The sequence below is a fragment of the Collinsella sp. CLA-ER-H11 genome (assembly GCF_040092445.1).
Lineage (GTDB): Bacteria > Actinomycetota > Coriobacteriia > Coriobacteriales > Coriobacteriaceae > Collinsella.
In genome coordinates, this window is record NZ_JBBNLN010000003.1 from 205,691 (window position 1) to 228,988 (window position 23,298).

The following is a 23,298-nucleotide window of genomic DNA, read 5'->3' on the forward strand; positions in this document are numbered from 1 at the left end:
TGGGGTCGCGCTACTCTCCGAGCATCTCTTGGAGCTTGGCTGCCACGGCGTGACCCAGGCTCTCATGGCTTTCGGGCATCATATGCAGATAGTCGATATCGCCCGGCTCGGCAAAGTCGGCGGCATTCAAAAAGTCGCAGCCAAACTGCTCAGCCACATGCGCGTAGTACTCACCAAAATGTTCCGAGGCTTCTACGGAATGCTCGTCAAAATCGGTCATATATACGTCGGCGATCTGCGGCTTAATCTTGATAGGCGCCATCAGCAGAATGCGCGGACAAGGCGCAGCGTCGGTCCACGGAAACGCGCGGACGGCGCGAATCAGCGCTATGGCGCCACGGGCGATATCGGAAGCTGTCACGTTAAAGACCGTCTTACAGTCGTTGGTGCCCAGCATGATCACAATGGCGTCCAGCGGCTTATGGGCCTCGAGCAGCATCGGAAGTGCGCGGATGCCGTTAAGATTGGTGTCCAGATGGCACATGTCGTCGCGTACCGTCGTGCGGCCGTTGAGGCCTTCTTCAATTACATGCCAGCCCTCGCCTAAGTCACGTTGGGCCACGCCGCACCAGCGCACATCCTGCGCATAGCGCACCGCGGTGCCGTCGCGCATGCCCGCCGGATCGTAACCATAGGTGTTGCTGTCGCCAAAGCATAGAACGTTTTTCATCGTAAGCCCCTCCTTTTAGTAAAAAGCCGGCGGGAGCAGCCTCTCCCGCCGGCTCGACATATCCGTCAGCACGTACCGATTACAGGTACTTGCGCCAATCGTCCTCGTCCTCATCATCCTCGGTAGCAGCCTGGGTCTGCTCGGCGGCGCGAGCTGCCGCAGCGCGAGCGGCAACCTGGGCATAGGACTCCTCGTTGCGCTCGGGGAAGTTTGCCAGCACGTGCTCGAACTTGGCAAAATCCTCATCCCAGCGCGTAGAAGGCACGGCAAAGAAGACTTGCTTGACCTTAAAGTCGCCCGACGCGAGCTCCTTGCGTAAGAGCTCGGCCACGGCCTCTGCGTCAAAGCCGTTGTTGTCGCAGCCCCAAGCGCCCAGCACGAGCTTCTCGCGACCTAGCTCGTCGCAGATGGCAAGCACAAAGCGAATGCGGTCGCGCAGGGCATCCAGCAGAGCATCGTCGCTCACGCGATACTCCTGGCGGGCGCGCTTAACGTTGGGCGCGGCGGCCACGATCACGTCGGCGTATGCATGCACGTGGTTGCGGTCGAAGCGCACCGCAGGCACCACCAGCGCACGGTTTCGGTAAAGCTCGCAGTTGATGTTGCGGCGACGGTTCTCGCCGTACCATTTGCGCTGCTTATCGAGAACGTTGTACAGATACGAATCGGCGCACAGCGTGGCCTCCTGGCCCAGATAACCCTGAATATAGCCACCGCCCGGATTGGTGAACGAGGCAAAGGCGAGCACGGCCATGTCGCAGAACTGCGCATAGCCACGACCGTTGTCCAAGATGGCCTGCGTGGCGGAGGCATCGAGCACGGTGACCTCAGGCAGGGACGCAGCAGGCTCCTCAGCAGGCGCGGACTCAGCTTCGGCGATTTCCTCGGCAGGCTCCTCGACGGGCTCAGGAGCTGCCTCGGTCTCGGGCGCTGCCTCGCTCTCGGGTGCCGCCTCGGTCTCGGCAGCCTCCGCGCCCTCGACGTCCTCGGCAACCTGTTCTTCAGCGGCCACAGCAGTCTGAACCTTGGCCTTCATCGCCGCGACAAAGCCGGCAGGCATACCGTCAAACTCGCGAACACCGGCAAGCGAACGCTCGATATCCTTGGCGCACGCTTCGGACACAGTTGACACGTGACGCTCGGCGGCCTTGGCACGGGCCTCGCGCTTGGGATTGGGCTGACCCGCTCGGTTGGACCTGCGGTTACGGTTCCTGTTGTCGACGTCTGCCATACGTGGCCACCTTTCCTGTCGCTGCCGCTATCGGCTTTTCCCATCCATGATACCCCGCCGCGTACAAAAAAGACGGCCCCGAAGGACCGCCTTTCGCATCGATTTGCCCGCACGGCAAGCACCGCCGCAATTCGCCACTAGTCGCGACGGCCAAGGATGTTCAGGATGCGCAGGAACACGTTGATAATGTCAACGAACAGATTGGACGCCATGAGCACGGCGTTGGGCAGCGTAGGCGGCACCGTCGTGGCAACATAGGTGTCGTAGCCAATAAAGCCGGCGAACACCACGATCACGATCAGGTCGGTGATGGACTGCGAGACGCCCATGAACATCAGCACGATCTCAACCAGAACAGTGGCGAGCAGAATGCCAAAACCGATGCCATATACGCGCTGGAAAAACTTGGGGAAGGTCACGCCCAGCGCGCCAAAGACAAAGGTGATGGCGGCCGTGGCGATAAAAGCGGTGTTGATGGTGGGCAGGTCGTAGTTGGCAAGGCCAAACGACGCGGTCAGGCCAAAGGTACTCGCAAAGATTACGTAGCCCACAAGGGACAGGCCCACGGACTGCTTGCTGGCGGCGGCCGACATCATGACCATGCCGACGATGGTCAAAATAAACGAGCCAAAGACCAGCGGCAAGGCTGCGCCGCTCATCATCATGCGCGCAAACGACATGGTGCTCGTAAAGTAGGCGCCGGCGCCCATGGCGCAAAAGCCCAAGAAAATCAGGGCAGACATGACAAGGTTGTACGCGCGCGGCGACATCTCCTTGGCACGGCTTGCACCGGTCTCGATGGGGCCGTTCTGATAGCCCTGGATATCGTTCATACTTCGTCCTTTCACAAAGCGCCGTGAAAGACGGCGCAGCAGATGACAAGATTCCTGCCATTGTACCCGAACGCCGTGCGTCCTTACCTACGGCGCTCGCCCTCAAGCGTACGATCAAACGCCCAGACCCACCAACGCATCACGTGGGCCTGCGAGCCGTCCGGCCGTCCGCACGCCTGGTCCTCCAGATACAACTCGGTCGCGTGCCCGCCAAAACGCACCTTATAGGTTGCCGTACGAACGCCGTGGACCGTCAGGCCAAAACCAGTGGACGAGACGATCTCGTCAATCGTAAAGCAGCGACCGTCGACCCAGCAGACGGTAACCGGCACGACTTGTCCGCCCGCGAGGATGCGAGCCACGACGTCCACATACTGCTTGTGCACGCGCCGAGTTTTGCCATCTGTCTGTCGATATTCCATACTTCCCATTATCGAACGCATGTTTGCATATTGTAAAGCGAACAGACTGTGGTTTTGGAATGTCGGAGCGAACGCGCGTGTCCGCATGGCGTGATAGCAAAAAGAACACCCACGGTCAACAGGGCTAATATTCAATTTTAGTGCCAAAAAATTACTTCTCCCATCAGAACTCGGCAAAGAAACCCGCAGGAGGTGATACGATTTATCATGTTTTTGTAACGTGTCTGCAAACTTCGAGAAAGCCCATATATGGACGTAACGTTCTCAACTTTCCTCGGCCAAATTGTGTCGAACCCAGTCCTTGCCGTCACCGTGATCCTCGCGCTCGGCGCCATCTTCGTCAATGGATGGACCGACGCGCCCAACGCCATCGCGACCTGCGTCACTACGCGTTGCATGCCCGCCCGCGCCGCCATTCTCATGAGCGCCGCATTCAACTTCCTCGGTGTGCTCATCATGACGCACTTTAATGCGAGCGTCGCCAATACCATCTCGCATATCGTCGACTTTGGCGGAAACAGCACCATGGCGCTCGCCTGCCTGTGCGCGGCCCTGTTCTCCATCGTCGTCTACGGCGCCACAGCGTCGCGTTTTGGCATCCCCACCTCGCAAAGCCACAGCCTTATCGCCGGCCTGACCGGTGCCGCTATCGCCCTCGGCGGCGCGAGCAGCGTCAACGTCCACGAGTGGATGAAGGTCATCTACGGCCTGGCGCTCTCCATCGGCCTGGGCTTTGTCATGGGCTGGGTTCTGTGCAAGCTCGTCTCGATTCTTTTCGCCGCCGCCAACAGGCGACGTGCCAATGTCTTCTTTAAATACGCTCAGATCGCGAGTGCCGCGGCCATGAGCTTTATGCATGGCGCGCAGGATGGACAGAAGTTCATCGGCGTGCTCTTTTTAGGCGTGGCCTTCGCCAACGGTCAGACGAGCGTCGGCGATGCCGGCATCCCCATCTGGATTATGCTGCTGTGCTCGGCCACCATGGGCGTCGGCACCAGCGTGGGTGGCGAGCGCATCATCAAGTCCGTCGGCCAGAGCATGGTCAAGCTTGAGAAGTATCAGGGCTTCTCCGCCGACCTCGCAGGCGCCGCGAATCTGCTGCTTGCCACCCTTACCGGTATCCCGGTGTCCTCCACCCACATCAAGACCTGCGCCATCATGGGCGTCGGCGCCGTCAAGCGCCTTTCGGCCATCAACTTCGGCGTGGTCAAGGACATGATGTTCACCTGGTTCTTCACCTTCCCCGCCTGCGGACTCATCAGCTTTGTCATGGCCAAGCTGTTCATGATGTTCATCTAGTCAAACCGAGCGTCCATCCGGACCGTAATACTTCGCACACCCGTCTTCGCCTCGAAAGGACCCACTCATGGCAAAGAAACCCGATTCGTTCTATTTTGACAACTACGTTGCCTGCGCCGACCTCGCCGTTCAGGCTGCCGAGCTGCTCACCAAGATTTTCGAGAACTTCGATCCCGCGAAGATTCACGATATGCTCGACAAGATGCACTCAATCGAGCATGCGGCCGACAAGAAGCACCATGAGCTTGAAGACGCCCTGCTCACGGCCTTTATCACTCCGCTTGAGCGCGAGGACCTGGACCTGATGAGCTGCTCACTCGACACCGTGCTCGACCGTATCGAGGGCGTCGTGCAGCGCGTCTACTTCACCAACATCCAGAGCATCCATCCCGACGCCATCGTCATCGCTCACAAGGTGACTGACGCCTGCCGCGCCATGAAAGACCTGATGGTCGAGCTGCCCAACTACCGCAAGTCCAAGACCCTGCGCGAACTCGTCATCCAGATCAACACCATCGAGTCCGAAGCCGACGAGCTCTATATCAACGCCATGCGCAACCTGCACGTTAACGGCAAGGACCCGCTCGAGGTCATCGCCTGGCGTGACGTGTACGCCTTCCTGGAGTACTGCGCCGACTGCTGTGAGAATGTGGCCGATGTCGTGGATTCGATTGTCATGAAGAACAGTTAATTGGGGGTACGTGTCCCGGCGGCGAAGGGCCGGCCACGGTTTGCTTTCTCACTCCGGCTGCTTTGCAGAGTCGTTCGAAAGTAAACCGTGGCCGGCCCTTCGCCTTACGTACCACCATTGGGAACTTTGGCTGATACTTTGAAAGCGATGAGGCTTTTGTTGGCAGGGCCTTTGAGTCCGATTGGGAACTTTGGGACCGCCTTAAACGTTTGGCTGGGTGGTGCTTTGGGTACCCTTTGTTTTACTTTGGATTGATTCGCTGACTTTGGAGGGTTTGGTTATGGGGTATTTGGATCTGGCTCGGGGTCGGTATTCTTGTCGTGAGTTTGAGGATCGTTCTGTTGAGCAAGCTGTGGTGGATGCCATTGTTGAGGCTGGGCGTATTGCTCCTTCTGCTTGTAATAACCATCCAACCCGTGTGATGGTGTTGGATACGCCTGAGCTTCTGGAGAAGGCTGCTGCTTGTCAGCCTCGGTTTGCTCGTGATGGGTCTATCTTTGGCGCTCCGCTTATCTTCCTTATTTGCAGCGTTACCGATGATGCTTGGGTGCGCCCGTATGATCAGATGAATTCCAGCGAAATCGATACATCCATCGTTTGCGATCAGATGATGATGGAGGCCACCGAGCAGGGCCTGGGAACGTGCTGGGTATGCCATTTTAAGCCAGAGGTGGCACAGGAGCAGTTCAATCTGCCCAAGGGCGTTTATCCCTATCACATGCTTGTCTGTGGCTATCCTGCCGACCACATCGCCGACCCCGAGCATCGCGAGGCCCGTACCATTCCCCTCCCCAACTTCCTCCTCAAGTAGTTTTTTGGCACATGCCCTAAAACCTACCTTTTACCGCTCACCCATTCGCCGAGTTCTGCGCCACAATGTGCAGGGCTCGGTTTTTTATGTTGCGCGCCCCTGCACAGTCATAAAAAAGGACCCGCAAGCTGCGGGTCCTTTCTAGGCACTAAATTGTAGGCCGAATGTTAGTCCAGGTCGTCGGCAGCAAAGTTGTCGATCGGGGCGAAGGGATCGGCCACGGGGACAACCGGGTCAGCGACGGGCAGCGGCTCGGCGGGAACAGTCACTGCAGGAGAAGCGGCAGAACCGACCGGCGTGGAGGCCATCAGATCGGCCGGGAAGGAATTCTGGGCATCGTCCATGAAGTGCTGGATGAGCTTGAGATACTCTGCCTTGAACTCCTCACGGGAAGCCTTGAGACGATCGATCTCCTCGAGCTCGGCCTGCTTCTCGGTCAGAGCCTGGCGGATAACCTCGCGGGCCTTGGCGTCAGCCTCGTTGCGGATACGCTCAGCGTTCTCGTTGGCATCGTTGACGATGGTCTCAGCGGTCTGCTGGGCAGCGATCAGGGCAGCGGAAATCTGGCGCTCCTGAGCGGAGAAGTCAGGGGCGGGAGCAGCCACGGGGGCGGCAGGAACGGCCTGGGCGGTGGCATCCTGAGCTTGGGCAAGCCGAGCCTGCGCATCGGCAAGCTGCTGCTCGGTAGCAGTCAGACGACCCTTAAGGTCGACGATCTTAGCGAGCATAGCGTCAACCTCGGAGGACAGCGTCTCCAAGAAGACGTCGACCTCAGCAGGATCGTAGCCACGCTTGGCCTCAGAGAAAGTCTGAGCCTGGATGTCTGCAGGGGTAATAGCCATAACAAGTCTCCTTTTTCATCGCCTCGGCGCTACACGCCCGACGTAAGTTACTAAGTCAGTTCTACACGAGTATACCTATAAGAAGCTGCAGAACCAGCCTCTGCACCAACTGCAACGCAATAATCGCAACGACCGGCGAAAAATCGATACCGCCCATCGGCGGGATGAAACGACGGAACAGGTTGAGCCACGGACCGCACACGCTATCAAGCACCGCGGCAATATCCTGAAGCAAACCACCCTGCTTCATGGGAATCCACGTCATAAAGCAGTAGACGACAATGAGCGTGGAATAGAAGTTGAACAGCGTGTTGACCAGCTGGACGATAGTGTAGATGTTGATGGGAATCTCCTCGTCTTGTCTTTACTTAAGGTAGCCGTCGGCACGAAGCTTCTTGAGATCGGAATCTTTGACCTCGCAACCGGCGGGCAGCACCATGAACACGCGGTCGCCCACCTCCTTGACCGTGGCACCCAGACCGCAGGCAAAGCCGTAAGAGAAGTCCAAGACGCGCTTGGCAACTTCGGTGCGTACGCCCACAAAAATCAGTGCGACAGGCTGCTTGGTGCGAACGCGGCGCACCACGGTCTCCACGTCGTCATAGCTCTCGGGGCGCAGGACATAGGCCGGCAGCTGCGGCGTGGCGTTGATGATATTGCTCGCATAGGCCGAGGCATCGCTCGGTGCAGGCGCGGGTGCAGCGGCGGCACGGGCGCGGGTATTCTCGGCGTAGCTCGACGGCGTGTCATAGGCACCAGGACGATAACCGCTCGCAACACTGTCCTGCGAGCGCGAAGGCGGGTTATACGTCGTGGCATGGCGGGAGTCATCGCCGACCAGCTGACCGGAGCGCGTATACACGGCAACCGACTCAGCTTCACCGCGGCGCGTCTGGCCAAGCAGGCCGTTGCTCGGCTCGTCTTGGGTGTAGAAGCCCTCGCCCGAAGCACCACTGTAGCCGTTGTTCTGATAGCCATCGTCGTAGCCGTCATCGTAGCCGTAGTCGTCGTCCTGGCCATAACCCTGGTCGTAACCCTGCTGGCCGCCCAGGTGCATCTTATTTTTAATCTCGTCAAGGAAGCCCATGGTTGTGTCCTCTCGCGGTTTAGTGCAGGCGCCCCGATAATCAGTGCGCACTTCAGAGCCTTATTTTACTGCAAACTCCGGGCTAAATACTACCCTGCCCAGGCGAACGAGCGTAGAGCCCTCCTCAAGGGCAGACTCAAAGTCCTCGCTCATACCGCAGGAAAGCTCAGGCAGGTTCAAATCGGGATGCGCCGCCTCCAGCTCATCCCTCAGCTCACGAAGCCCCGCAAAGGTGCGGCGTGCCACATCCTTATTCCCCCGGGGCGCCATAGTCATAAGCCCCTGTACGCAAATTCCCTCAAGTTCTGCAAGCTCACCCGCGGCGGCGCGAATCTCATCGGGTGAAAAGCCTCCCTTCGACTCCTCACCACTCACATTGACCTCAATGAGCACACGCTGGGGGCCGACGAGCTCGCCTGCCTCAATCTTGCGAACAGCACGGCTCGAGATCGCCTGCGCCAGATGCAGCGAACCCACCGAGTGAATCAGCTCGGCTGAGCCCAGCACCGCATTGATCTTATTGGTCTGCAGGTTGCCGATCATATCGAAGCGCACCTCGGGCAGCTCCGGATGCTCCGCCAGACCCGTGAGCTTGCGAACCAGCTCCTGCGGGCGGTTCTCGGCAAAATGGCGATACCCCGCCTGGATGGCGGCAACGGTCTCATCGACACCAACGGTCTTGGACACGGCAATGAGGCTCGCGGCGTCGTGGGGACGGCCCGCGCGATCGAGCGCCGCATAAAAACGTTCCAGAATCTGCTCGCGGCGAGCGCGCATCAAGTCCAAATAGTTATCCATTGCCAATCGCCTCCGCTGACAGCCAAACAAGTAGTCCCATGCTAACGCAAGAGCGCGGCCCCGCATGTGCAAGGCCGCGCTCACTTAGGTATTTACAATCTTTCGACGAACGGGGTTACTTACTCCTCGTCGTCCTCGCCATCGTCCTCATCCTCAAGATGATCGAGCAGGTAGCGAAGACCCTCGCTGACCTCGTTAACGGGCACCTTGGCAACGTAGCGTGCATCGACGGCGGGCCTCATGATAACACCCTCGCCCGAAGGCACGCGCATGCTCTCGAGCTCATCCTCATCAGTGCAGGCGATATCACCGGCAGTCATACGCTGTCCGGTCAACAGGAAGGTCAGACGGCAGGCGGCATCGATGGAAATCGAGGCGATGCGATCGAGATAGCGCGATACCATGATGGCGCGGCGCAGGTCGTCATAGTTGCTGTCGTCGTCCATAAAATCGCCCGTGTCCATGCGGTTAAAGGTGCGGAAGAACTTCTCGTAGGCGGCGTGCACTGGCTCGTCCTCGACGGCCAAGTTGCAGATGATGGACATGTCGTTGGTGACGAGCGCAGAAAGCGAAGAGCCCAGCACCTGGTAGACGGCCTCAGCCTCGGCCTCGACCGTGCCGACAAGCTCCTTGGGCAGCGAGATGTCGGCCTTGATCATATGACGCGTGGCGCGGCAAATCTGGCGAACCTTATCGGTCATGCGCTGCAGGTTAAAGTCGACGTAGATGATCGTCTGCAGCAAGCGGAAGTCGGAGGCGACCGGTGACTGCGTGGCAATCAGGTTGTAGCAGACGGCCTCCAGGTTGGCGCAGCGTGCGTCAATCGAAAGCGTGCGCTTCTTGGTCTTGGTGGCGAGCTTGCGGTCGTCGGTCACATAGGCCTTCACGGCATCGTGGAGGGCCAGATCGACGGCCTCGTAGATGCTCAGCATCTCGTGACGGGCCTCGATGAGCTGACGGGAAAACAGTTTGCGCATGGTTCACTCCAATCAGTTGGGTGCGGTCATGCCGCCCGCACAGTGAATACGCACCGGACCAGATCCGATCGGCTTGGGACTAGTCGCACCGATCAGCCAAAGCGGCCGGTGATATAGTCTTCCGTCCGCGAGTCCACCGGGCTGGTGAAGATCGCGTCGGTTTGACCATACTCGATGAGCGTAGCGGGCTCGCCGGCAACTTCCTGCAAGAAGAATGCGGTGTAGTCGCTAATGCGAGCTGCCTGCTGCATTGAATGCGTGACGATGATGATCGTCATCTCGGGCGCCAGCTCGGCCATCAGATCCTCGACCTTAGAGACGGACGTGGGGTCGATGGCGGAGCAGGGCTCGTCCATCAGAAGGACATCGGGTTGCACCGCAAGCACGCGCGCGATGCACAGACGCTGCTGCTGACCGCCCGAGAGCGCCAAACCATCCTTGTTGAGCTGATTGGATACCTCTTTCCAGAGGTTGGCGCGCTTGAGCGATTCTTCCACGATGTCATCGAGGTCACTTTTGCTAGTCACGCCCTGCAGACGAGGGCCAAAGGCGACATTCTCGTAGATGGATTTAGGAAACGGGTTGGGCTGCTGAAAGATCATGCCCACGCGACGACGGAGATCGACCGGGTCGACACCCTCGGCATAGATATCGTTGCCGTCGAGCGTCATGGTGCCCTCGACGCGCGTGCCCTCGATCAGGTCATTCATGCGGTTGATGCAGCGCAAAAACGTCGACTTGCCGCAGCCCGAAGGGCCAATGAAGGAGGTGATGGCGTTTTTGGCGATGTTGAGGTCAAGCCCCGTCAGCGCATGAAAGTCACCGTACCAAAAGTTGAAATCCTTGGCCGTAATGGCCGCTTGCTCCAACGTGGGAGCGGACTGATAAACGGACATGGGACTCCTTAACTAGCGACGCTTGCGCGACAGGAAGCGCGCAAACAGGTTGAAGGCCAGAATGATCACCATCAGCAAGAGCGCGGTGCCGTAGGCTGCGTTCATGTTGATGCCGTCGTTGGCAAGCAGATACAGGTGAACCGTCATGGGGCGGCCGGAATCGAGCGGCGAAATAGGTAGATTGATGGCCTGCCCCATGGTATAGAGCACCACTGCGGTCTCGCCAATGGCACGGCCGATGGCGAGAACGATGCCCGTGGCAATACGGCCAAAGGCAGAAGGAAGCACGATCTTGGAGACAACCTGCCACTTGGTGGCGCCCAGGCCATATGCGCCCCAGCGGATATAGCGCGGAACGGCGCGAATGGCCTCTTCGGTGGTACGCATGACGATGGGAAGCATCAAGAGCGCGAGTGCCAGGGCGGCCGAGACCATCGAAAGGCCCAGGCCCATGGCCTCGACAAACAAGGCGTAGCCAAACAGGCCCATAACGATGGAGGGCACCGAGGCCAAAGCGTCAGCAGCGTAGCGAATGAGCTCGACGACCTTGCCCTGCTTGGCGTACTCGGCCAGATAGACGGCTGCCAGCACAGCGATCGGCGTGCAGATAAGCATGGCGAGCGCCGTCACGTAGACGGTCGAGACGATCGTGGGCCAAATTCCGCCCTCGGCGTTGACGCCCTGGGGCCAACCGAAGATAAAGTCGAGCGAGATGTGTGGCAGGCCGTTGATGACCACGTAGGCGATGATAGCGACCAGCACCAGCGTGGTGATGTAGGCAGCGGCACGAAACACGCCAAGCATGATCTTGTTGGACAGGTCCTTGTTGATGCGGCCCTTCTTGCCGTGGGAAAGGGCACGCTTGATGCGCTCGCGCGACGAGGTCGTATCGACCGTCGTGTCAACGGAATCGGACATAGCCTACCCCCTCTTCTTCTTGGAAATCAGACGGACGATGCCCACCAGCGTGGCGGAGATGATAAACAGGACCACGCCCATGCCGAACAGCGCCGAGCGGTGCAGACCCGAGGAATAGCTCATGTCGAGCGCAATCTGGCTCGTGAGCGTCGAGATGGGGCTCGCAATGCTGTCGGGAATAACCGGGGCGTTACCCACGACCATGAGCACGGCCATGGTCTCGCCGATGGCACGGCCCATACCCAGCACGATGGCATCAACGATACCCAGCTTCGCGGCAGGTAGCACGACCTTATAGATGGTCTGCCACTTGGTGGCGCCCATGGCATACGATGCCTCGCGGATGCCCATGGGAATGGAATTGAGAGCATCGATGGTGAGCGTGGTGATGGTAGGGACGATCATGATGGCGAGCACAAACCACGCCGTCAGCGCACCAAAACCAAGGCCGCCGGTCAGTTGTGCGATAAACGGGCGGATGATGATCATGCCGAAAAAGCCGTAGATGATAGAAGGGATGCCGGCCAGCAGGTCGACGGCAGGGCTGATGAGCTTGCGCACGCGCTTGCTGGCAATCTCGACCAGGTACACGGCCGTGCCCACACCTAGCGGCACGCCCATGGCGAGCGCACCGACGGTCACCAGACCCGAGCCGGCAAGCAGCGACAAGATTCCGTAGTGGCCCTCGGAAGGCGCCCACGTAAAGCTAAAGAAGTCCGCCAGACCGATGTCAGTAAAGACGGGCAGCGCCGAGTACGTGGTAAAGACAAAAATCAGGATGACGGTAACGACCGCCAAGAACGCGCAGGCAAAGAAGATCCACTGCAGCGCCTTCTCCTTGATATAGGTGCTGCGCGATACGAGCGCCAGCTCGCGCTTCTTGGGCGTCTGAACATTCTGCTCAGTCTGGGAGTTTTCCTGTGCTTCCATGCTACTCACTCCCCTTCTCGTCGTTGGTGACGGGAATAAAGCCCGCCTCGCGAATCTGCTTGTCCATCTTTTCGGACGTCACATAGTCAATGTAATCCTGCGCCTGCTGCGAAGGCGCACCCTTCACAAAGAAGTAAAGGTCGCGCGAGATGGGATAGCCGCCACTCGCGACCGTCTTCTCGGACGCCTCAACATGATTGACCGAGACGGCCTTGACCGAGGTCTTGGCGTTGAGGCTATCGACGAAGCCCAGCGAAATGTAGCCGATGGCCCCACGCGAACGAGATACCACGTCGCGCACCTGGCCCGTACCCGAAAGAACAGCCGAGCGGCGATCGAACGGCGTGCCATCCATCACGATGGTACGGAAGGCCTCGCGCGTACCGGACGCCTCGTCTCGGTTGATGACCTGAATCCTCAGGTCCTCGCCACCGACCTCTTTCCAATTGGTAATCTTGCCGGCGTAGATATCGCGGAGCTGCTCGGTCGAGAGGTTATCGACGGGGTTGTCGTCGTTCACGATGACCGCAATACCGTCGTGGGCAATGACGATGGGAGTCAGGCCCAGATCCTGTTCGTCGGCATTGAGTCCACGGGAGGAGCTGGCGATATCGGCCGTGCCGGCGCTGACGGCCTCGATCCCAGCGGAAGAACCCAAACCGGAAACGAGCACGTCGATGCCGGTCTCCTCCTTAAAGCCCTCGGCCGCAATCTCGGCGATAGGAAGGCAGGTCGTGGAGCCGGCCACGGTAATGGAAGAGGTAGAAGATCCCGAAGAACAGGCGCACAGCGTAAGCGTAAACACAGCGGCGCTCAGGACCGATACGATCTTTCTCATAGCATCATGCCGATCGCAGCATGGCGCCCACAGGTGCCGTCCTCGTTACGGTAGGAATAAAAGCGGTCGTTCTGACGCACGGTCGAAAGCTGGGTATCCACGATATTATCCGCGTCGACACCGACATCTACCAGCGCCTCGCGAATGGCAGCGGAAAGATCAAGCATGCGAGAGGTATTCGCATCGATGCAAGAGAACTCGGCGGCAAAGCGATCCATGAGTTCCTGGGATACCTCATATTCGTCACCCAAGATATGGGGGCCGATATAGGCGGAAACGTCGCTCGCATCGCAACCGGCAGCATCGCAAAGCGCCTGGCACGCCTTGGCGGAAATACGTGCAATCGTGCCCTTCCAACCGGAGTGCACCACGGCAAATCCGCCGGGGGCCACCAGCACCACGGGAACACAGTCGGCAAAGCAGAGCAGCACGGGCACGTTATGCGCCGTGCAGACGATGGCATCACAGCCCTCGGCAATCTGCTGGCGAACGTCCTCAAGGTCATCGGCGCCGTTCGAGGTCACCGCAACGATATGATCACCATGGACCTGATTGGGAACGAGCAGGTTGTGCTCGCACTCGGCGGCACCCATAGCCTCGAGCGCACGACGACGATTTTCTTGAACAGCAAAGGGGTCATCGCCAACATGCGAGCCCAAGTTGAGTGAGGAGTACGCATCTTCGGAAACGCCACCGGCGCGCTCGGTGAAGGCAAAGCGAACATCGGATGTCGCGCCCTCCACCAACGTAACTCCATCATGGTCGACACGCGAAACTTTGTCCGCACGTGCTGCCATACTAAAGCCTCCTAATAACACAAGTACCGCGGCATCGCCGCTACAGCCCGCGTTTATACGGCTGTCATACTTCTCTAAAAGGATACCTGCTGCGCTGGAGGCAATCGTAAAGGGAACGTAAAGAGATTGGAGGTTCTAGTTTACAAAGTCGAAATAAAAAGGGCGCGTCCATACGGACACGCCCCTGTGCACAACAATGCAAAGAACGACTTAGAAGCTACCGCGCTTCAGGAAGTCGGGAAGCTCGAACTGATCGTTGCCGAAGTTAGGAAGCTCGGTGCCACCGACGTTGCGGGTCGGAGCGGCCTGAGCCGGGCTCGTGGCAGGAGCGGTGCGCTGCGGCTCAGCGGAGGCAGCGGCCTTGCTCTGAGACTGCTGAGCAGCAAAGAGCTCGTCCTGACGGTTGACGTTGGAGTCGGAGAAGCCCGTAGCGATGACGGTGATACGCACCTGATCGCCCAGGGACTCGTCGACAACGGTACCGAAGATGATGTTGGCCTCGGGGTCGACGGCGTTGGCGACAACGTCGGCGGCGTCGCTGATCTCCTGGATGCCCAGGTCCTTGGAACCGGCGATGGAGAGCAGCACGCGCGTGGCGCCATCGATGGAGCTCTCGAGCAGCGGGCTGGAGATGGCCTGCTGGGCAGCGTCGACGGCACGGGTGTCCCCAGAAGAGGTACCGATACCCATCATGGCGGTACCGGCCTGCTTCATGATGGTCTTAACATCGGCGAAGTCCAGGTTGATGATACCGGGGACGGTGATGAGGTCGGTGATGCCCTGGGTGCCCTGGGAAAGGACGCCATCGGCAATCGCGAAGGCCTCGAGCATGGTGGTCTTCTTCTCGGCGATGTCGAGCAGCTTATCGTTAGGGATGACGATCATGGTGTCGACGCAATCGGAGAGGGTCTTAATGCCCTCCTCGGCGCTCTTCTTGCGCTTGCGGCCCTCGAAGGTGAAGGGCTTGGTCACGACGGCGACGGTCAGCGCACCGACCTCGTTCATCGCGATATCGGCAACGATGGGAGCAGCGCCGGTACCGGTGCCACCGCCCTCGCCGCAGGTGATGAACACCATGTCGGCGCCAGCGAGCGCCTCGGCAATGTCGTCGCGGGACTCATCGGCAGCCTTGCGGCCAACCTCGGGGTTGGCGCCGGCGCCCAGGCCGCGGGTAAGGTCGGTGCCGATGTGCACCTTGATATCGGCATCAGAGATCGCGAGTGCCTGAGCATCGGTGTTGATGGCAACAAACTCGACGCCGCGGATGCCCTCTTCGATCATTCGATTGACCGCGTTGGTACCGCCGCCGCCGACGCCGACCACCTTAATGACGGCAAGGTAGTTGTTGATCTCTGTCTCGTGCATGTCGGTCCTCCGAACAAAGGTTATAGCCATAGCATGGGTCGACCCCTGCGCACATTAACCTTCAGGTTGAAAGTAAATGCAAAGGTAAACCGTATTATGTTTGCACATTATGAACGTATCAGTCAAATAATTGACCGTGAAAACCAAACAAACCAGATAAACGGCGTGGTATGGCCCCTCAACAAAGCATCAACCAGCACTACGAGGTCGGAGCGTTCCTAAATGTATAGTTACCCGGAGAGCGCACATTGATATACGTTACGCCCTCTACCTGCGAAAGCAGCTTGGTGACTACGCGCTCCTTCTTGACGATATCGTTCGAATCGCCCAGCGACACCTCAATGCCGTTATTGAGGTTTGCCGAGATGGCTTCGACCGAAGGCGTGGAAATATCCTTGACTTGTCCCAAGAACTCGCTCGAAAAACCACGCACATAATCCAAGCCAGCCTTAACGGCCTTGGAGCTCACTGCCTGGCCGGAAACCGGAGCGACATCCGCCGAGACATCAGTCAACAACACCGCGCCATAGTGCTTAGCGAGCGCCAGCGCGGCATCGATTCCGGTCAAGGTATTTGAGCCCTGCCCTGTCGTGATGACGTTGTCTTGGTCGTCCACTTCGACCGACGTCGACAGTGGGGCGATCCAGGTGTCATCATCCCCGATGGCCCAGGCAAGGTCATCGGAACTGATATAGGCAATTGCGATGACCTTGCGCTCCATCGGCGTAATGATGAGCGTATGCGGGAACTGACGCTGGACATCCACGCCCGAGACCCACGGATTCTGCTTGAGGTCCTCGGTAATCTGGTCGGGATCGACGTTAAAAAGCGACGTTCCCTCGGGCAAATCGATCAGCTGGATAGCATCGTGCTTCGTCACATGCTCGCTGCCTTGAATCTGAATATCAGTGGCGGTAAACAATCCAGAGTTGATCACCACGATGGCAACGACGACGAGCACGGCCAAGGCGGCCAGAACGCCGCCCACGATTTTGCCTTTGCCTGCAACGACAGAAGCGGCGTCTGATGTTTTATTTACCATCGCCCCAAGTGAAGACAACGGGTTGACTCCTTTTTTACCCGAAGGCTTCTTGGCGGTAGCCGGCACCGATGTCAGCGAGCGCGGTTTCGATGCGCCCAGCGTGCGACCTGGACGCGGCGCTTTAGTTCCCGTCGAGGGCTTAGGAGTTGCCATGGGACGGGCGGGCTTGGCGCCCATAACAGGCTTTGACGTCACCGAGGGACGCGAGGACTTTTTTGCGGCCGGACGATTACCGAGCTGCAAGCCGACAACCGGACGACTGGTCTGTCGAGCATGCCCGACAGACTTAGAGTGCGCGACGGTATTGCGTTGAGGTTTGGCAGGCGCGCCGGAACGCCCTCCGGCGCGGCGGAAGGTGGGTTTCGATGCTCTAGAAGCCGAGGAATTTAACTTCCGGTCTGAGCTCGATGCCATACGCCTCCCTCACCTTTCCGTGCACATGTCTGATAACCGCGGCAACGTCATCGGCCGAGGCAGTTCCGTTATTAACGATAAAATTAGCGTGAACGGGCGAAACTTCCGCGCCGCCAATCGAAAAACCCTTTAATCCACAATCCTCGATAAGCTTGCCCACACTCGCATCGGGCGGGTTGCGAAAGACCGACCCGCAGGATGCGCGACCCATGGGCTGCGTACGCTTGCGCCTCGTCAGGTACCGCTCCATGCGCTCGCGAATGTCGGCCTTGGGCGCCGGTTTAAGCTTGAGCACGCACTCGAGGATAATCTCATTGCGGGGAAGGCTACATTCGCGGTAGCCCCAAGTGATCTCGGACCCCGCATAATGCTTGATACCGGATGCCGGGTCAAACGTTACGACATCCTCAACCAGCGAGCCAATCCACTCGGTCCGTGTGCCGGCATTCATAGATATCGCACCGCCAACCGAGCCAGGGATGCCAACGGCAAACTCAAGGCCCGAGAGGCTACGCGACAGGGCATCGTTGACCAGGCGCGCAAACATCACGCCCGCACCGACCGTCAGCGTACAACCGTCATCGGCAACAACCGTGCGCTGAAACTCACGTCCGAGCGAAATGACGGCGCCGCGATAACCGCCATCGGCAACCAGCAGATTGGAGCCCTTGCCGATGATGACCCACGGCACCTGCTCGCGATCGAGCACCGCCACGGCGCGGCGGAGGGCATGATAGCTATGGCACGTCACAAAGAGGTCGGCCTTGCCGCCGATACGATAGCTCGTATGACGCGCAAGGCGCTCGTCCTCGATCACATCCGTGTCGATCATGCCCGAGAGCGCCATGACGGCGTTAAACAGACCCATTAGACTTAAGCGTCTTTCTTGGCAGTCAAATACTCGATAAACTCGGGGCCGACGGTCGTAACGTCACCGGCACCCATAGTGAGCAGCAAGTCGCCCTCGCCCACCATCTGCTCGAGCTCCTGATTGAGCTCAAGACGGCTGGAGCAGTACACGACCTCCTTGCCAGGATGCTTGGCGCGCACGGTATCGGCGAGCATCTTAGAGGTAACACCCGGAATGGGCATCTCGCCAGCCGAGAACACATCAATCAGCAGCAGTTTATCGGCATTGGCAAATGCATCGGCAAAGTCGTCGCACAGGGCCTGCAGGCGCGAATAGCGGTGCGGCTGGAACACGACGTCGACATGCTTGTAGCCCAGCGACGAAGCGGCAGCAAGCGTCGCCTTGATCTCGGTGGGGTGATGGCCGTAATCATCGACCACGGTGATGCCATCGATATCGCCCACGTGGGTAAAGCGACGGCGGACGCCCTCAAAGCTCGAGAGCGCCTTGGCGGCGGAGTCGATGTCAAGGCCCAGGACATGGGCGACGGTGAGCACCGCCGTGGCGTTGAGCATGTTGTGGCGACCGGGATTGCTCTTGATCTCCACAGCATGCTCAGTGCCGTCCTCAAAGCGAACGATAAAGTCACTCTGGATGCCCTTGACATCCGGGTGCATGCAGACGATGTCGTTGCTCTCGGCAAAGCCGTAGGAAAGCACGTGACGGCCCGTCGACTTGGCGAGCTCGACCAGATGCGGGTCCTCACCGCAGACGATGACGGTGCCGTCCTCGCCCACCAGGCTCATGAATTTGGCGAAAGTTGCCTCGATCTCCTCGATACCCGAGTAGTGATCGAGGTGGTCGGCCTCGACGTTGGTCACAATGACCACGTTGGGGTTCAGGAACAGGAAGGAGCTGTCGGACTCGTCGGCCTCGGCGACAAAGTAGTCGCCCGAGCCGTTCTTGCCGTTCGTGTCATAGCCCTCGACAATGCCGCCGATCAAGAAGCCCGGATCCAGGCCCATGCGGTCGAGCATGGTGGCGCACATCGAAGACGTGGTGGTCTTGCCATGCGTGCCGGCAACAGCGACGGTGGTGTAGCCGTGGCCCAAAGCAGAGAGCATCTTGGCACGGGGCCACACGGGAATACCAAGCTCGCGAGCGCGCACGAGTTCAGGGTTGGACTCCGGAATAGCGGTAGAGACAACAACCACGTCGGGCTTGACCTCGTCGATCGTGGCGGCCTCATGGCCCACATGCACCTTCACACCAGCGCGGGTAAGCTGGCGGATATAACGTGACGTCTTAAGGTCGGAGCCGGTAACGGCATAACCGCGCTCGTGCAGAACGAGGGCGATGCCGCTCATGCCGGCGCCGCCGATACCGATAAAGTGGGCGCTCTTAAACTCGGGCGCGGAGGTTGCAGTCTGGGAATCAGCCATGTGCTCGTGTACTCCTTGCGTAAACACTGCCTGTAACCCGTTAACTGTACCGCACCAACCGCATCAGCGCGAGGGCGACCGACGATATCCCGTCTAACTAACGCAAACCCTCTACCGCATCCGCCAGAAGAGCGGCGGCCCTATCCTGAGCCAGACCACGCGCCGCCTGACGCATGGCGTCGCGCGCCGCCGCGTCATCGACCAGGTGCAGCAGCTCATCGGCAAAGGCAGAACCGTCGATATCGGCATCGGCGCAGAGCACGCCGGCCCCGGCGTCGACCAGATAACGGGCATTGGTGGTTTGGTGATCGGCCGTGGCGTGCGGGTACGGCACGAGCACCGAAGGCACGGCGAGTGCAGCGATCTCGGCCACGCTCGATGCGCCCGAACGCGAGAGCACCAAATCGGCAGCAGCCAGCATATCGCCCATGTTGTCGATGTAAGGCTGGACGCGGTAACGCTTCGCCTCCTCGGGCGTCAGCGCCAAAGCGCGCTCGGTCTCCTCAAAGCCGTCGGCACCCGTCGAATGCAACACATAGAGGTTCTTGCGCGAAAGCAGCTCGTTTTTGAGCGAAGCCACGCGCTCGTTGAGGTGCTGGGCGCCAAGTGAACCGCCAAAGACGAGCAGCAGCGTAGCGTCCTCGGGAACGCCAAGTGCCTTGCGGCCGCGAGCGCGATCGCCCTCGATTACCGAGCGACGTACGGGGTTGCCGGTCATGAGCACGTGGCCAGGGTCACCTTCGCGCTCAAAGACCGAACGCGCTGCCGGCACCGAGATGCACACGCGGGCGGCGTGGGAGTTCATCATCTTGTTGGCCAGGCCCGGAACAGAGTTCTGCTCATGCAGCAGATACGGGACGCCTGCGCCCTTGCACCACCCCAGCAGTGGAACCTCGACATAGGCACCAAAACCGATGGCGGCATCGGGCTTGCCGACCTTTGAGAAATGACTGGCGAGCGCACGCTTGGCCTTGTTGACACGCCACAGCGAGGTCAGCGCCGTCCAAGGACGGGAGCGGTCGAAGCCCGTGACCGTAATGGGCACAAAATCAAACCCAGCCTCGGGGACCAGACGACCCTCGAGCTTGCGCGACTGGCCCACGAACACAACGTGGTGGCCACGGTCACGCAGCTCTTCGGCCAAGGCGAGCGCGGGGTTGATGTGTCCTGCCGTGCCGCCGGCTGCAATAGCAACGGTCATTTTATCGGTCATGGTAGTCCCTTCGTACACGCGGTCCCTGGTCGTCGGTACGCAGACGCGCCGACGGGTCCGAGTTCAAATCGATTCGATTATATCCGCCGCCCGCATTGCGAGGAGTGGGGCGCTGAGGACGACCTTGCGGCACCGTTCGCTGACGCGGGCGGGCTGCCGGCTCGGTCGCAGAGCCATCCAGGACGGTAAAACCGTTACGCGAAGATCGCTCGCCGCGCACGTGGGGCAAGCCGGCGGTACTCTCATCCATAACGGCAAAGCTCTCACGGCGGCGGTCATACTCATCGCGGCGGGCGCTCTCGTACGAAACGCGCAGGATCAACCCGGCAAGCATGAGCGACACAATAATCGACGAACCGCCGTAGCTAATAAACGGCAACGGTTTGCCCGTCATGGGAAACACGTTGAGGATGCCCAGCGCGTTAATCAAAAACTGCACCGCGAGAATGACCGCGGAGCCAGACGCCATGAGCGCGCCCCGACGATCGGTCGCCTGCTCGGCAATGCGAAACGCCGAGTAGATCAGCATCGCAAACACCAAGAAGAACAGCACGGTTCCGACAAAACCGACTTCCTCGCCAATGATGGCCAAGATGTAGTCGTTGTGTGCCTCGGGCAGATACGAGTACTTCATGGTTGAGTTGCCGATGCCACGGCCGAACAGACCGCCCGAGGCAAAGGCCATGATGGCAAGCGTGGCCTGATAGCCGTCACCATACTCGTCGGCCCAAGGGTTCAAGGCAACCTGAATACGCACCATACGGTACGGCTCTGCGACAAGCGCAATCACGATCACGAGAATGCCGAAGATTAGCACGCCGATGATAAATCTGGGGTCGAGACCCGCAAACAACGCCATGCACATGAGGGTCAACAGGATGATCAGGACAGTACCGAAATCGGGCTGGATAAAAATCAGAAAGAGCGAAATGCCCAGGTAGATGCCCATCTTGCGAAGGAATTCGTTGATGTTGCCACCGGGCGAAAAGAAGCGATCAAGCATGATGGCCGAATACGCAATGGCAAATGGCTTTAAAAACTCGGAAGGCTGGAACTGAATACCGGCGATGTTGAGCCAGCGCGTGGCGCCGCGGCTGCCGCTGCCCACCAAGAACACCAGAAGCAGTAGCCCTATCATGCCGATAAGGAAGATCCTGAGCACATCCTCCCCAAACCAGCTGTCCGGCAAAACGCGCACGATGGCAATCAGCGCCAGAACACCGACCACGGCAAACGCGGCCTGTCGACCCAGAAAAAACGTCGCCGAGCCATTCTCGTGCAGCGCCTCGACCGAAGACGCCGAGTACACCATCAGCAGGCCAAAGCATACCAAGGTAAACAAGCAGGCCATGAATATCAAACGGGGGCGCATGATACGGGCGGGAACGCCGGCAATATAGCGTTCGCTAAACGACTGCCCGCCGCGGCTGGAACGCGGTGTGGTGCGACGTGAGGAAGCACGGTCCGAGTCGGGCCTCCTCATACCTTGTCGGGGGCTCTCCTCTCTCACCGCAACCCCTATTCCATTTGTGATTTCGCTGTAGCGGCAAGCTGAGCCACGTAGTCCTTAAACACGCGGCCGCGCTCCTCATAGCCCGAGAACTCATCGAACGAAGAGCAGGCAGGAGAAAGTAAGATCACGTCACCACGGCTCGAAAGCGAACGGGCAACGTCCACGGCGTCGCGCAGGTCATCCGCCTGGGCGATATCCACATCGCCATCGACATCGGCCTCGTCCATAGCGGCGGTGAAGCGCTCGCGCGCATCGCCAAAGCAGACGACCGAGCGCACGTTGTCCATAACGACGCGCGCGAAGTCCGTGAGCGGCGTGCCCTTATCGTGGCCGCCGAGCAGCAAGATCACGTCGGCATCGGGAAATGCCGTCAGTGCCTTCTCGACCGCATCGGTGTTGGTCGCCTTGGAATCGTTGACGTAGCGCACGCCGTCAATCTCGCCACACGGCTCCACGCGGTGCTCGAGCGGCTGGAACGAGGCAAGACCGCGGCAGACACCATCGACATCGGCACCGACTGCCAAGGCAGCCGTGGCAGCGCACAGGGCATTGATAACATTGTGATGGCCCGAGATCTTGAGCTCGGATGTAGCGATGAGCGGGGTCTCGACACCCTTCAGACGCACGATCATCTTGCCATCGCGCACAAAGGCGGCATCCTCGCCCTCAGGCTCGTCAAAGGCAACCTTGCAGATGCGACGACCCGGCGTGTAGATGTACTCATCGAACTCGTGAATGCCGGCGTCTTCGACGTCGACAACCACCAGATCGTCATCGACCATATTGTCAAACAGTTTGATCTTGGCAAGCGCATAGTTCTTATGGCTCTTATGCCAGCCCAAGTGGTCGGGAGTGATGTTGAGCAGCACCGCCACGCGGGGGTGGAGCTCGGTTGTCGTAGCAATCTGATAGCTCGAGAGCTCAGCCACAAACCACTCGTTGTGGGCTCGGCCGTCAATCTCGTTGACCGGCGGCTCGCCGATGTTGCCGACAGCAACGCTGGCCTCGCCGGCAGCCTTAAGCAGAAAATCAGTCAGCGACGTGGTGGTCGTCTTGCCGTTGGTGCCCGTGATGGCAATCCAGTTATCGGGCGACAGGCGATAGGCAAACTCGGGCTCACCCATAATCTGGGCGGCATGCTCGCGCCCAGCCTTAAAGAAGCCCGAGAACTCCGAGATGCCCGGGCACGTCACGCATACGTCATAGGCGCCCTCGACCTGTTCGGTCCCATAGACAAACGACGCACCAGCAGCCTCGAGCGCACGCGTGGCGTCATTGGGCTCAGAGGTGCCACCGCCATACACGGTAACGGCACTTACGCGCTCGGGATGTGCCAGCGCCCAGCGGGCGACATCGAGACCGGATTTGCCCTGACCCAAAACGAGCAGGCTAAAGACATCAGCAAGAGACATGAAAGAC

The 23,298-nt window shown here is 59.4% G+C and carries 24 protein-coding genes; 3 read left to right on the top strand and 21 right to left on the bottom strand.

Annotated features, from left to right (window positions below; all coding sequences use genetic code 11):
* Positions 1–10 precede the first annotated feature (10 nt).
* From AAAX35_RS03675 to AAAX35_RS03690, 4 genes are all read right to left on the bottom strand, one after another.
* Positions 11–670 (bottom strand): SGNH/GDSL hydrolase family protein, encoded by a 660-nt coding sequence (locus AAAX35_RS03675; protein ID WP_349116794.1) that lies wholly within the window; start codon positions 668–670, stop codon positions 11–13.
* Between the two features lie 79 nt (positions 671–749).
* Positions 750–1,901, bottom strand: a complete 1,152-nt coding sequence (locus AAAX35_RS03680) for a TIGR02452 family protein (protein WP_349116795.1) — start codon at positions 1,899–1,901, stop codon at positions 750–752.
* 137 nt (positions 1,902–2,038) lie between these two features.
* Positions 2,039–2,734, bottom strand: coding sequence for a Bax inhibitor-1 family protein (locus tag AAAX35_RS03685; RefSeq protein ID WP_117758723.1), 696 nt, complete (start codon positions 2,732–2,734; stop codon positions 2,039–2,041).
* An 83-nt stretch (positions 2,735–2,817) separates the two neighbouring features.
* On the bottom strand, positions 2,818–3,156 hold the full coding sequence (locus AAAX35_RS03690; protein WP_117758724.1) for a hypothetical protein: 339 nt from the start codon (positions 3,154–3,156) through the stop codon (positions 2,818–2,820).
* A 249-nt stretch (positions 3,157–3,405) separates the two neighbouring features.
* Here AAAX35_RS03690 and AAAX35_RS03695 point away from each other — a divergent pair, with 249 nt between their 5' ends.
* The 3 genes from AAAX35_RS03695 to AAAX35_RS03705 all read left to right on the top strand — a co-directional run bounded on the left by AAAX35_RS03695 (position 3,406) and on the right by AAAX35_RS03705 (position 5,957).
* A complete protein-coding gene (locus tag AAAX35_RS03695) occupies positions 3,406–4,455 on the top strand; it encodes an inorganic phosphate transporter (RefSeq protein WP_349116796.1) in 1,050 nt (349 codons plus the stop codon).
* A gap of 67 nt (positions 4,456–4,522) precedes the next feature.
* A complete protein-coding gene (locus tag AAAX35_RS03700; RefSeq protein WP_195520535.1) occupies positions 4,523–5,146 on the top strand; it encodes a DUF47 family protein in 624 nt (207 codons plus the stop codon).
* 280 nt (positions 5,147–5,426) lie between these two features.
* A complete protein-coding gene (locus tag AAAX35_RS03705; protein ID WP_349116797.1) occupies positions 5,427–5,957 on the top strand; it encodes a nitroreductase family protein in 531 nt (176 codons plus the stop codon).
* Between the two features lie 167 nt (positions 5,958–6,124).
* Here AAAX35_RS03705 and AAAX35_RS03710 read toward each other — a convergent pair whose 3' ends face one another.
* From AAAX35_RS03710 to murD, 17 genes are all read right to left on the bottom strand, one after another.
* On the bottom strand, positions 6,125–6,799 hold the full coding sequence (locus tag AAAX35_RS03710) for a DivIVA domain-containing protein (RefSeq protein WP_349116798.1): 675 nt from the start codon (positions 6,797–6,799) through the stop codon (positions 6,125–6,127).
* Positions 6,800–6,860: 61 nt separating this feature from the next.
* Positions 6,861–7,148: a YggT family protein gene (locus tag AAAX35_RS03715; protein WP_040358293.1), complete on the bottom strand. Its 288-nt coding sequence runs from the start codon at positions 7,146–7,148 to the stop codon at positions 6,861–6,863.
* 15 nt (positions 7,149–7,163) lie between these two features.
* Entirely contained in the window at positions 7,164–7,886 is a 723-nt protein-coding gene (locus AAAX35_RS03720; protein WP_006234245.1) for a cell division protein SepF, read from the bottom strand.
* A gap of 60 nt (positions 7,887–7,946) precedes the next feature.
* Positions 7,947–8,684, bottom strand: a complete 738-nt coding sequence (locus AAAX35_RS03725; protein WP_117746754.1) for a YggS family pyridoxal phosphate-dependent enzyme — start codon at positions 8,682–8,684, stop codon at positions 7,947–7,949.
* Positions 8,685–8,803: 119 nt separating this feature from the next.
* Positions 8,804–9,661, bottom strand: a complete 858-nt coding sequence (locus tag AAAX35_RS03730; protein WP_006234247.1) for a PhoU domain-containing protein — start codon at positions 9,659–9,661, stop codon at positions 8,804–8,806.
* Between the two features lie 92 nt (positions 9,662–9,753).
* Positions 9,754–10,557, bottom strand: coding sequence for a phosphate ABC transporter ATP-binding protein PstB (gene pstB / locus AAAX35_RS03735; protein WP_089571588.1), 804 nt, complete (start codon positions 10,555–10,557; stop codon positions 9,754–9,756).
* Between the two features lie 12 nt (positions 10,558–10,569).
* A complete protein-coding gene (gene pstA, locus AAAX35_RS03740) occupies positions 10,570–11,475 on the bottom strand; it encodes a phosphate ABC transporter permease PstA (protein WP_006234250.1) in 906 nt (301 codons plus the stop codon).
* Positions 11,476–11,478: 3 nt separating this feature from the next.
* Positions 11,479–12,405 carry a phosphate ABC transporter permease subunit PstC gene (pstC, locus tag AAAX35_RS03745; protein ID WP_006234251.1) on the bottom strand — a complete coding sequence of 309 codons (927 nt, stop codon included), beginning with the start codon at positions 12,403–12,405 and terminating at the stop codon, positions 11,479–11,481.
* 1 nt (position 12,406) lies between these two features.
* The gene (locus AAAX35_RS03750) at positions 12,407–13,243 is read right to left on the bottom strand and encodes a phosphate ABC transporter substrate-binding protein (protein ID WP_346979698.1); all 837 of its coding nucleotides are present in this window, start codon (positions 13,241–13,243) and stop codon (positions 12,407–12,409) included.
* Complete coding sequence (locus AAAX35_RS03755; protein ID WP_349116799.1) at positions 13,240–14,040, bottom strand: polyphenol oxidase family protein; 801 nt, start codon at positions 14,038–14,040, stop codon at positions 13,240–13,242. Before AAAX35_RS03755 ends, AAAX35_RS03750 begins: the two co-directional genes overlap by 4 nt.
* 210 nt (positions 14,041–14,250) lie before the next feature.
* On the bottom strand, positions 14,251–15,405 hold the full coding sequence (gene ftsZ, locus AAAX35_RS03760) for a cell division protein FtsZ (RefSeq protein WP_022094491.1): 1,155 nt from the start codon (positions 15,403–15,405) through the stop codon (positions 14,251–14,253).
* A 199-nt stretch (positions 15,406–15,604) separates the two neighbouring features.
* On the bottom strand, positions 15,605–16,393 hold the full coding sequence (locus AAAX35_RS03765; RefSeq protein WP_346979352.1) for an FtsQ-type POTRA domain-containing protein: 789 nt from the start codon (positions 16,391–16,393) through the stop codon (positions 15,605–15,607).
* A gap of 424 nt (positions 16,394–16,817) precedes the next feature.
* On the bottom strand, positions 16,818–17,729 hold the full coding sequence (gene murB, locus AAAX35_RS03770; RefSeq protein WP_006234257.1) for a UDP-N-acetylmuramate dehydrogenase: 912 nt from the start codon (positions 17,727–17,729) through the stop codon (positions 16,818–16,820).
* A 5-nt stretch (positions 17,730–17,734) separates the two neighbouring features.
* The gene (gene murC, locus AAAX35_RS03775) at positions 17,735–19,153 is read right to left on the bottom strand and encodes a UDP-N-acetylmuramate--L-alanine ligase (protein ID WP_349116800.1); all 1,419 of its coding nucleotides are present in this window, start codon (positions 19,151–19,153) and stop codon (positions 17,735–17,737) included.
* Between the two features lie 97 nt (positions 19,154–19,250).
* Positions 19,251–20,366 carry an undecaprenyldiphospho-muramoylpentapeptide beta-N-acetylglucosaminyltransferase gene (gene murG / locus AAAX35_RS03780; RefSeq protein ID WP_006234259.1) on the bottom strand — a complete coding sequence of 372 codons (1,116 nt, stop codon included), beginning with the start codon at positions 20,364–20,366 and terminating at the stop codon, positions 19,251–19,253.
* Positions 20,356–21,849, bottom strand: coding sequence for a putative lipid II flippase FtsW (gene ftsW, locus AAAX35_RS03785; protein ID WP_050766083.1), 1,494 nt, complete (start codon positions 21,847–21,849; stop codon positions 20,356–20,358). The genes murG and ftsW overlap by 11 nt, the downstream gene beginning before the upstream one ends.
* 35 nt (positions 21,850–21,884) lie before the next feature.
* The gene (gene murD / locus AAAX35_RS03790; protein WP_349116801.1) at positions 21,885–23,291 is read right to left on the bottom strand and encodes a UDP-N-acetylmuramoyl-L-alanine--D-glutamate ligase; all 1,407 of its coding nucleotides are present in this window, start codon (positions 23,289–23,291) and stop codon (positions 21,885–21,887) included.
* Positions 23,292–23,298: the final 7 nt, after the last annotated feature.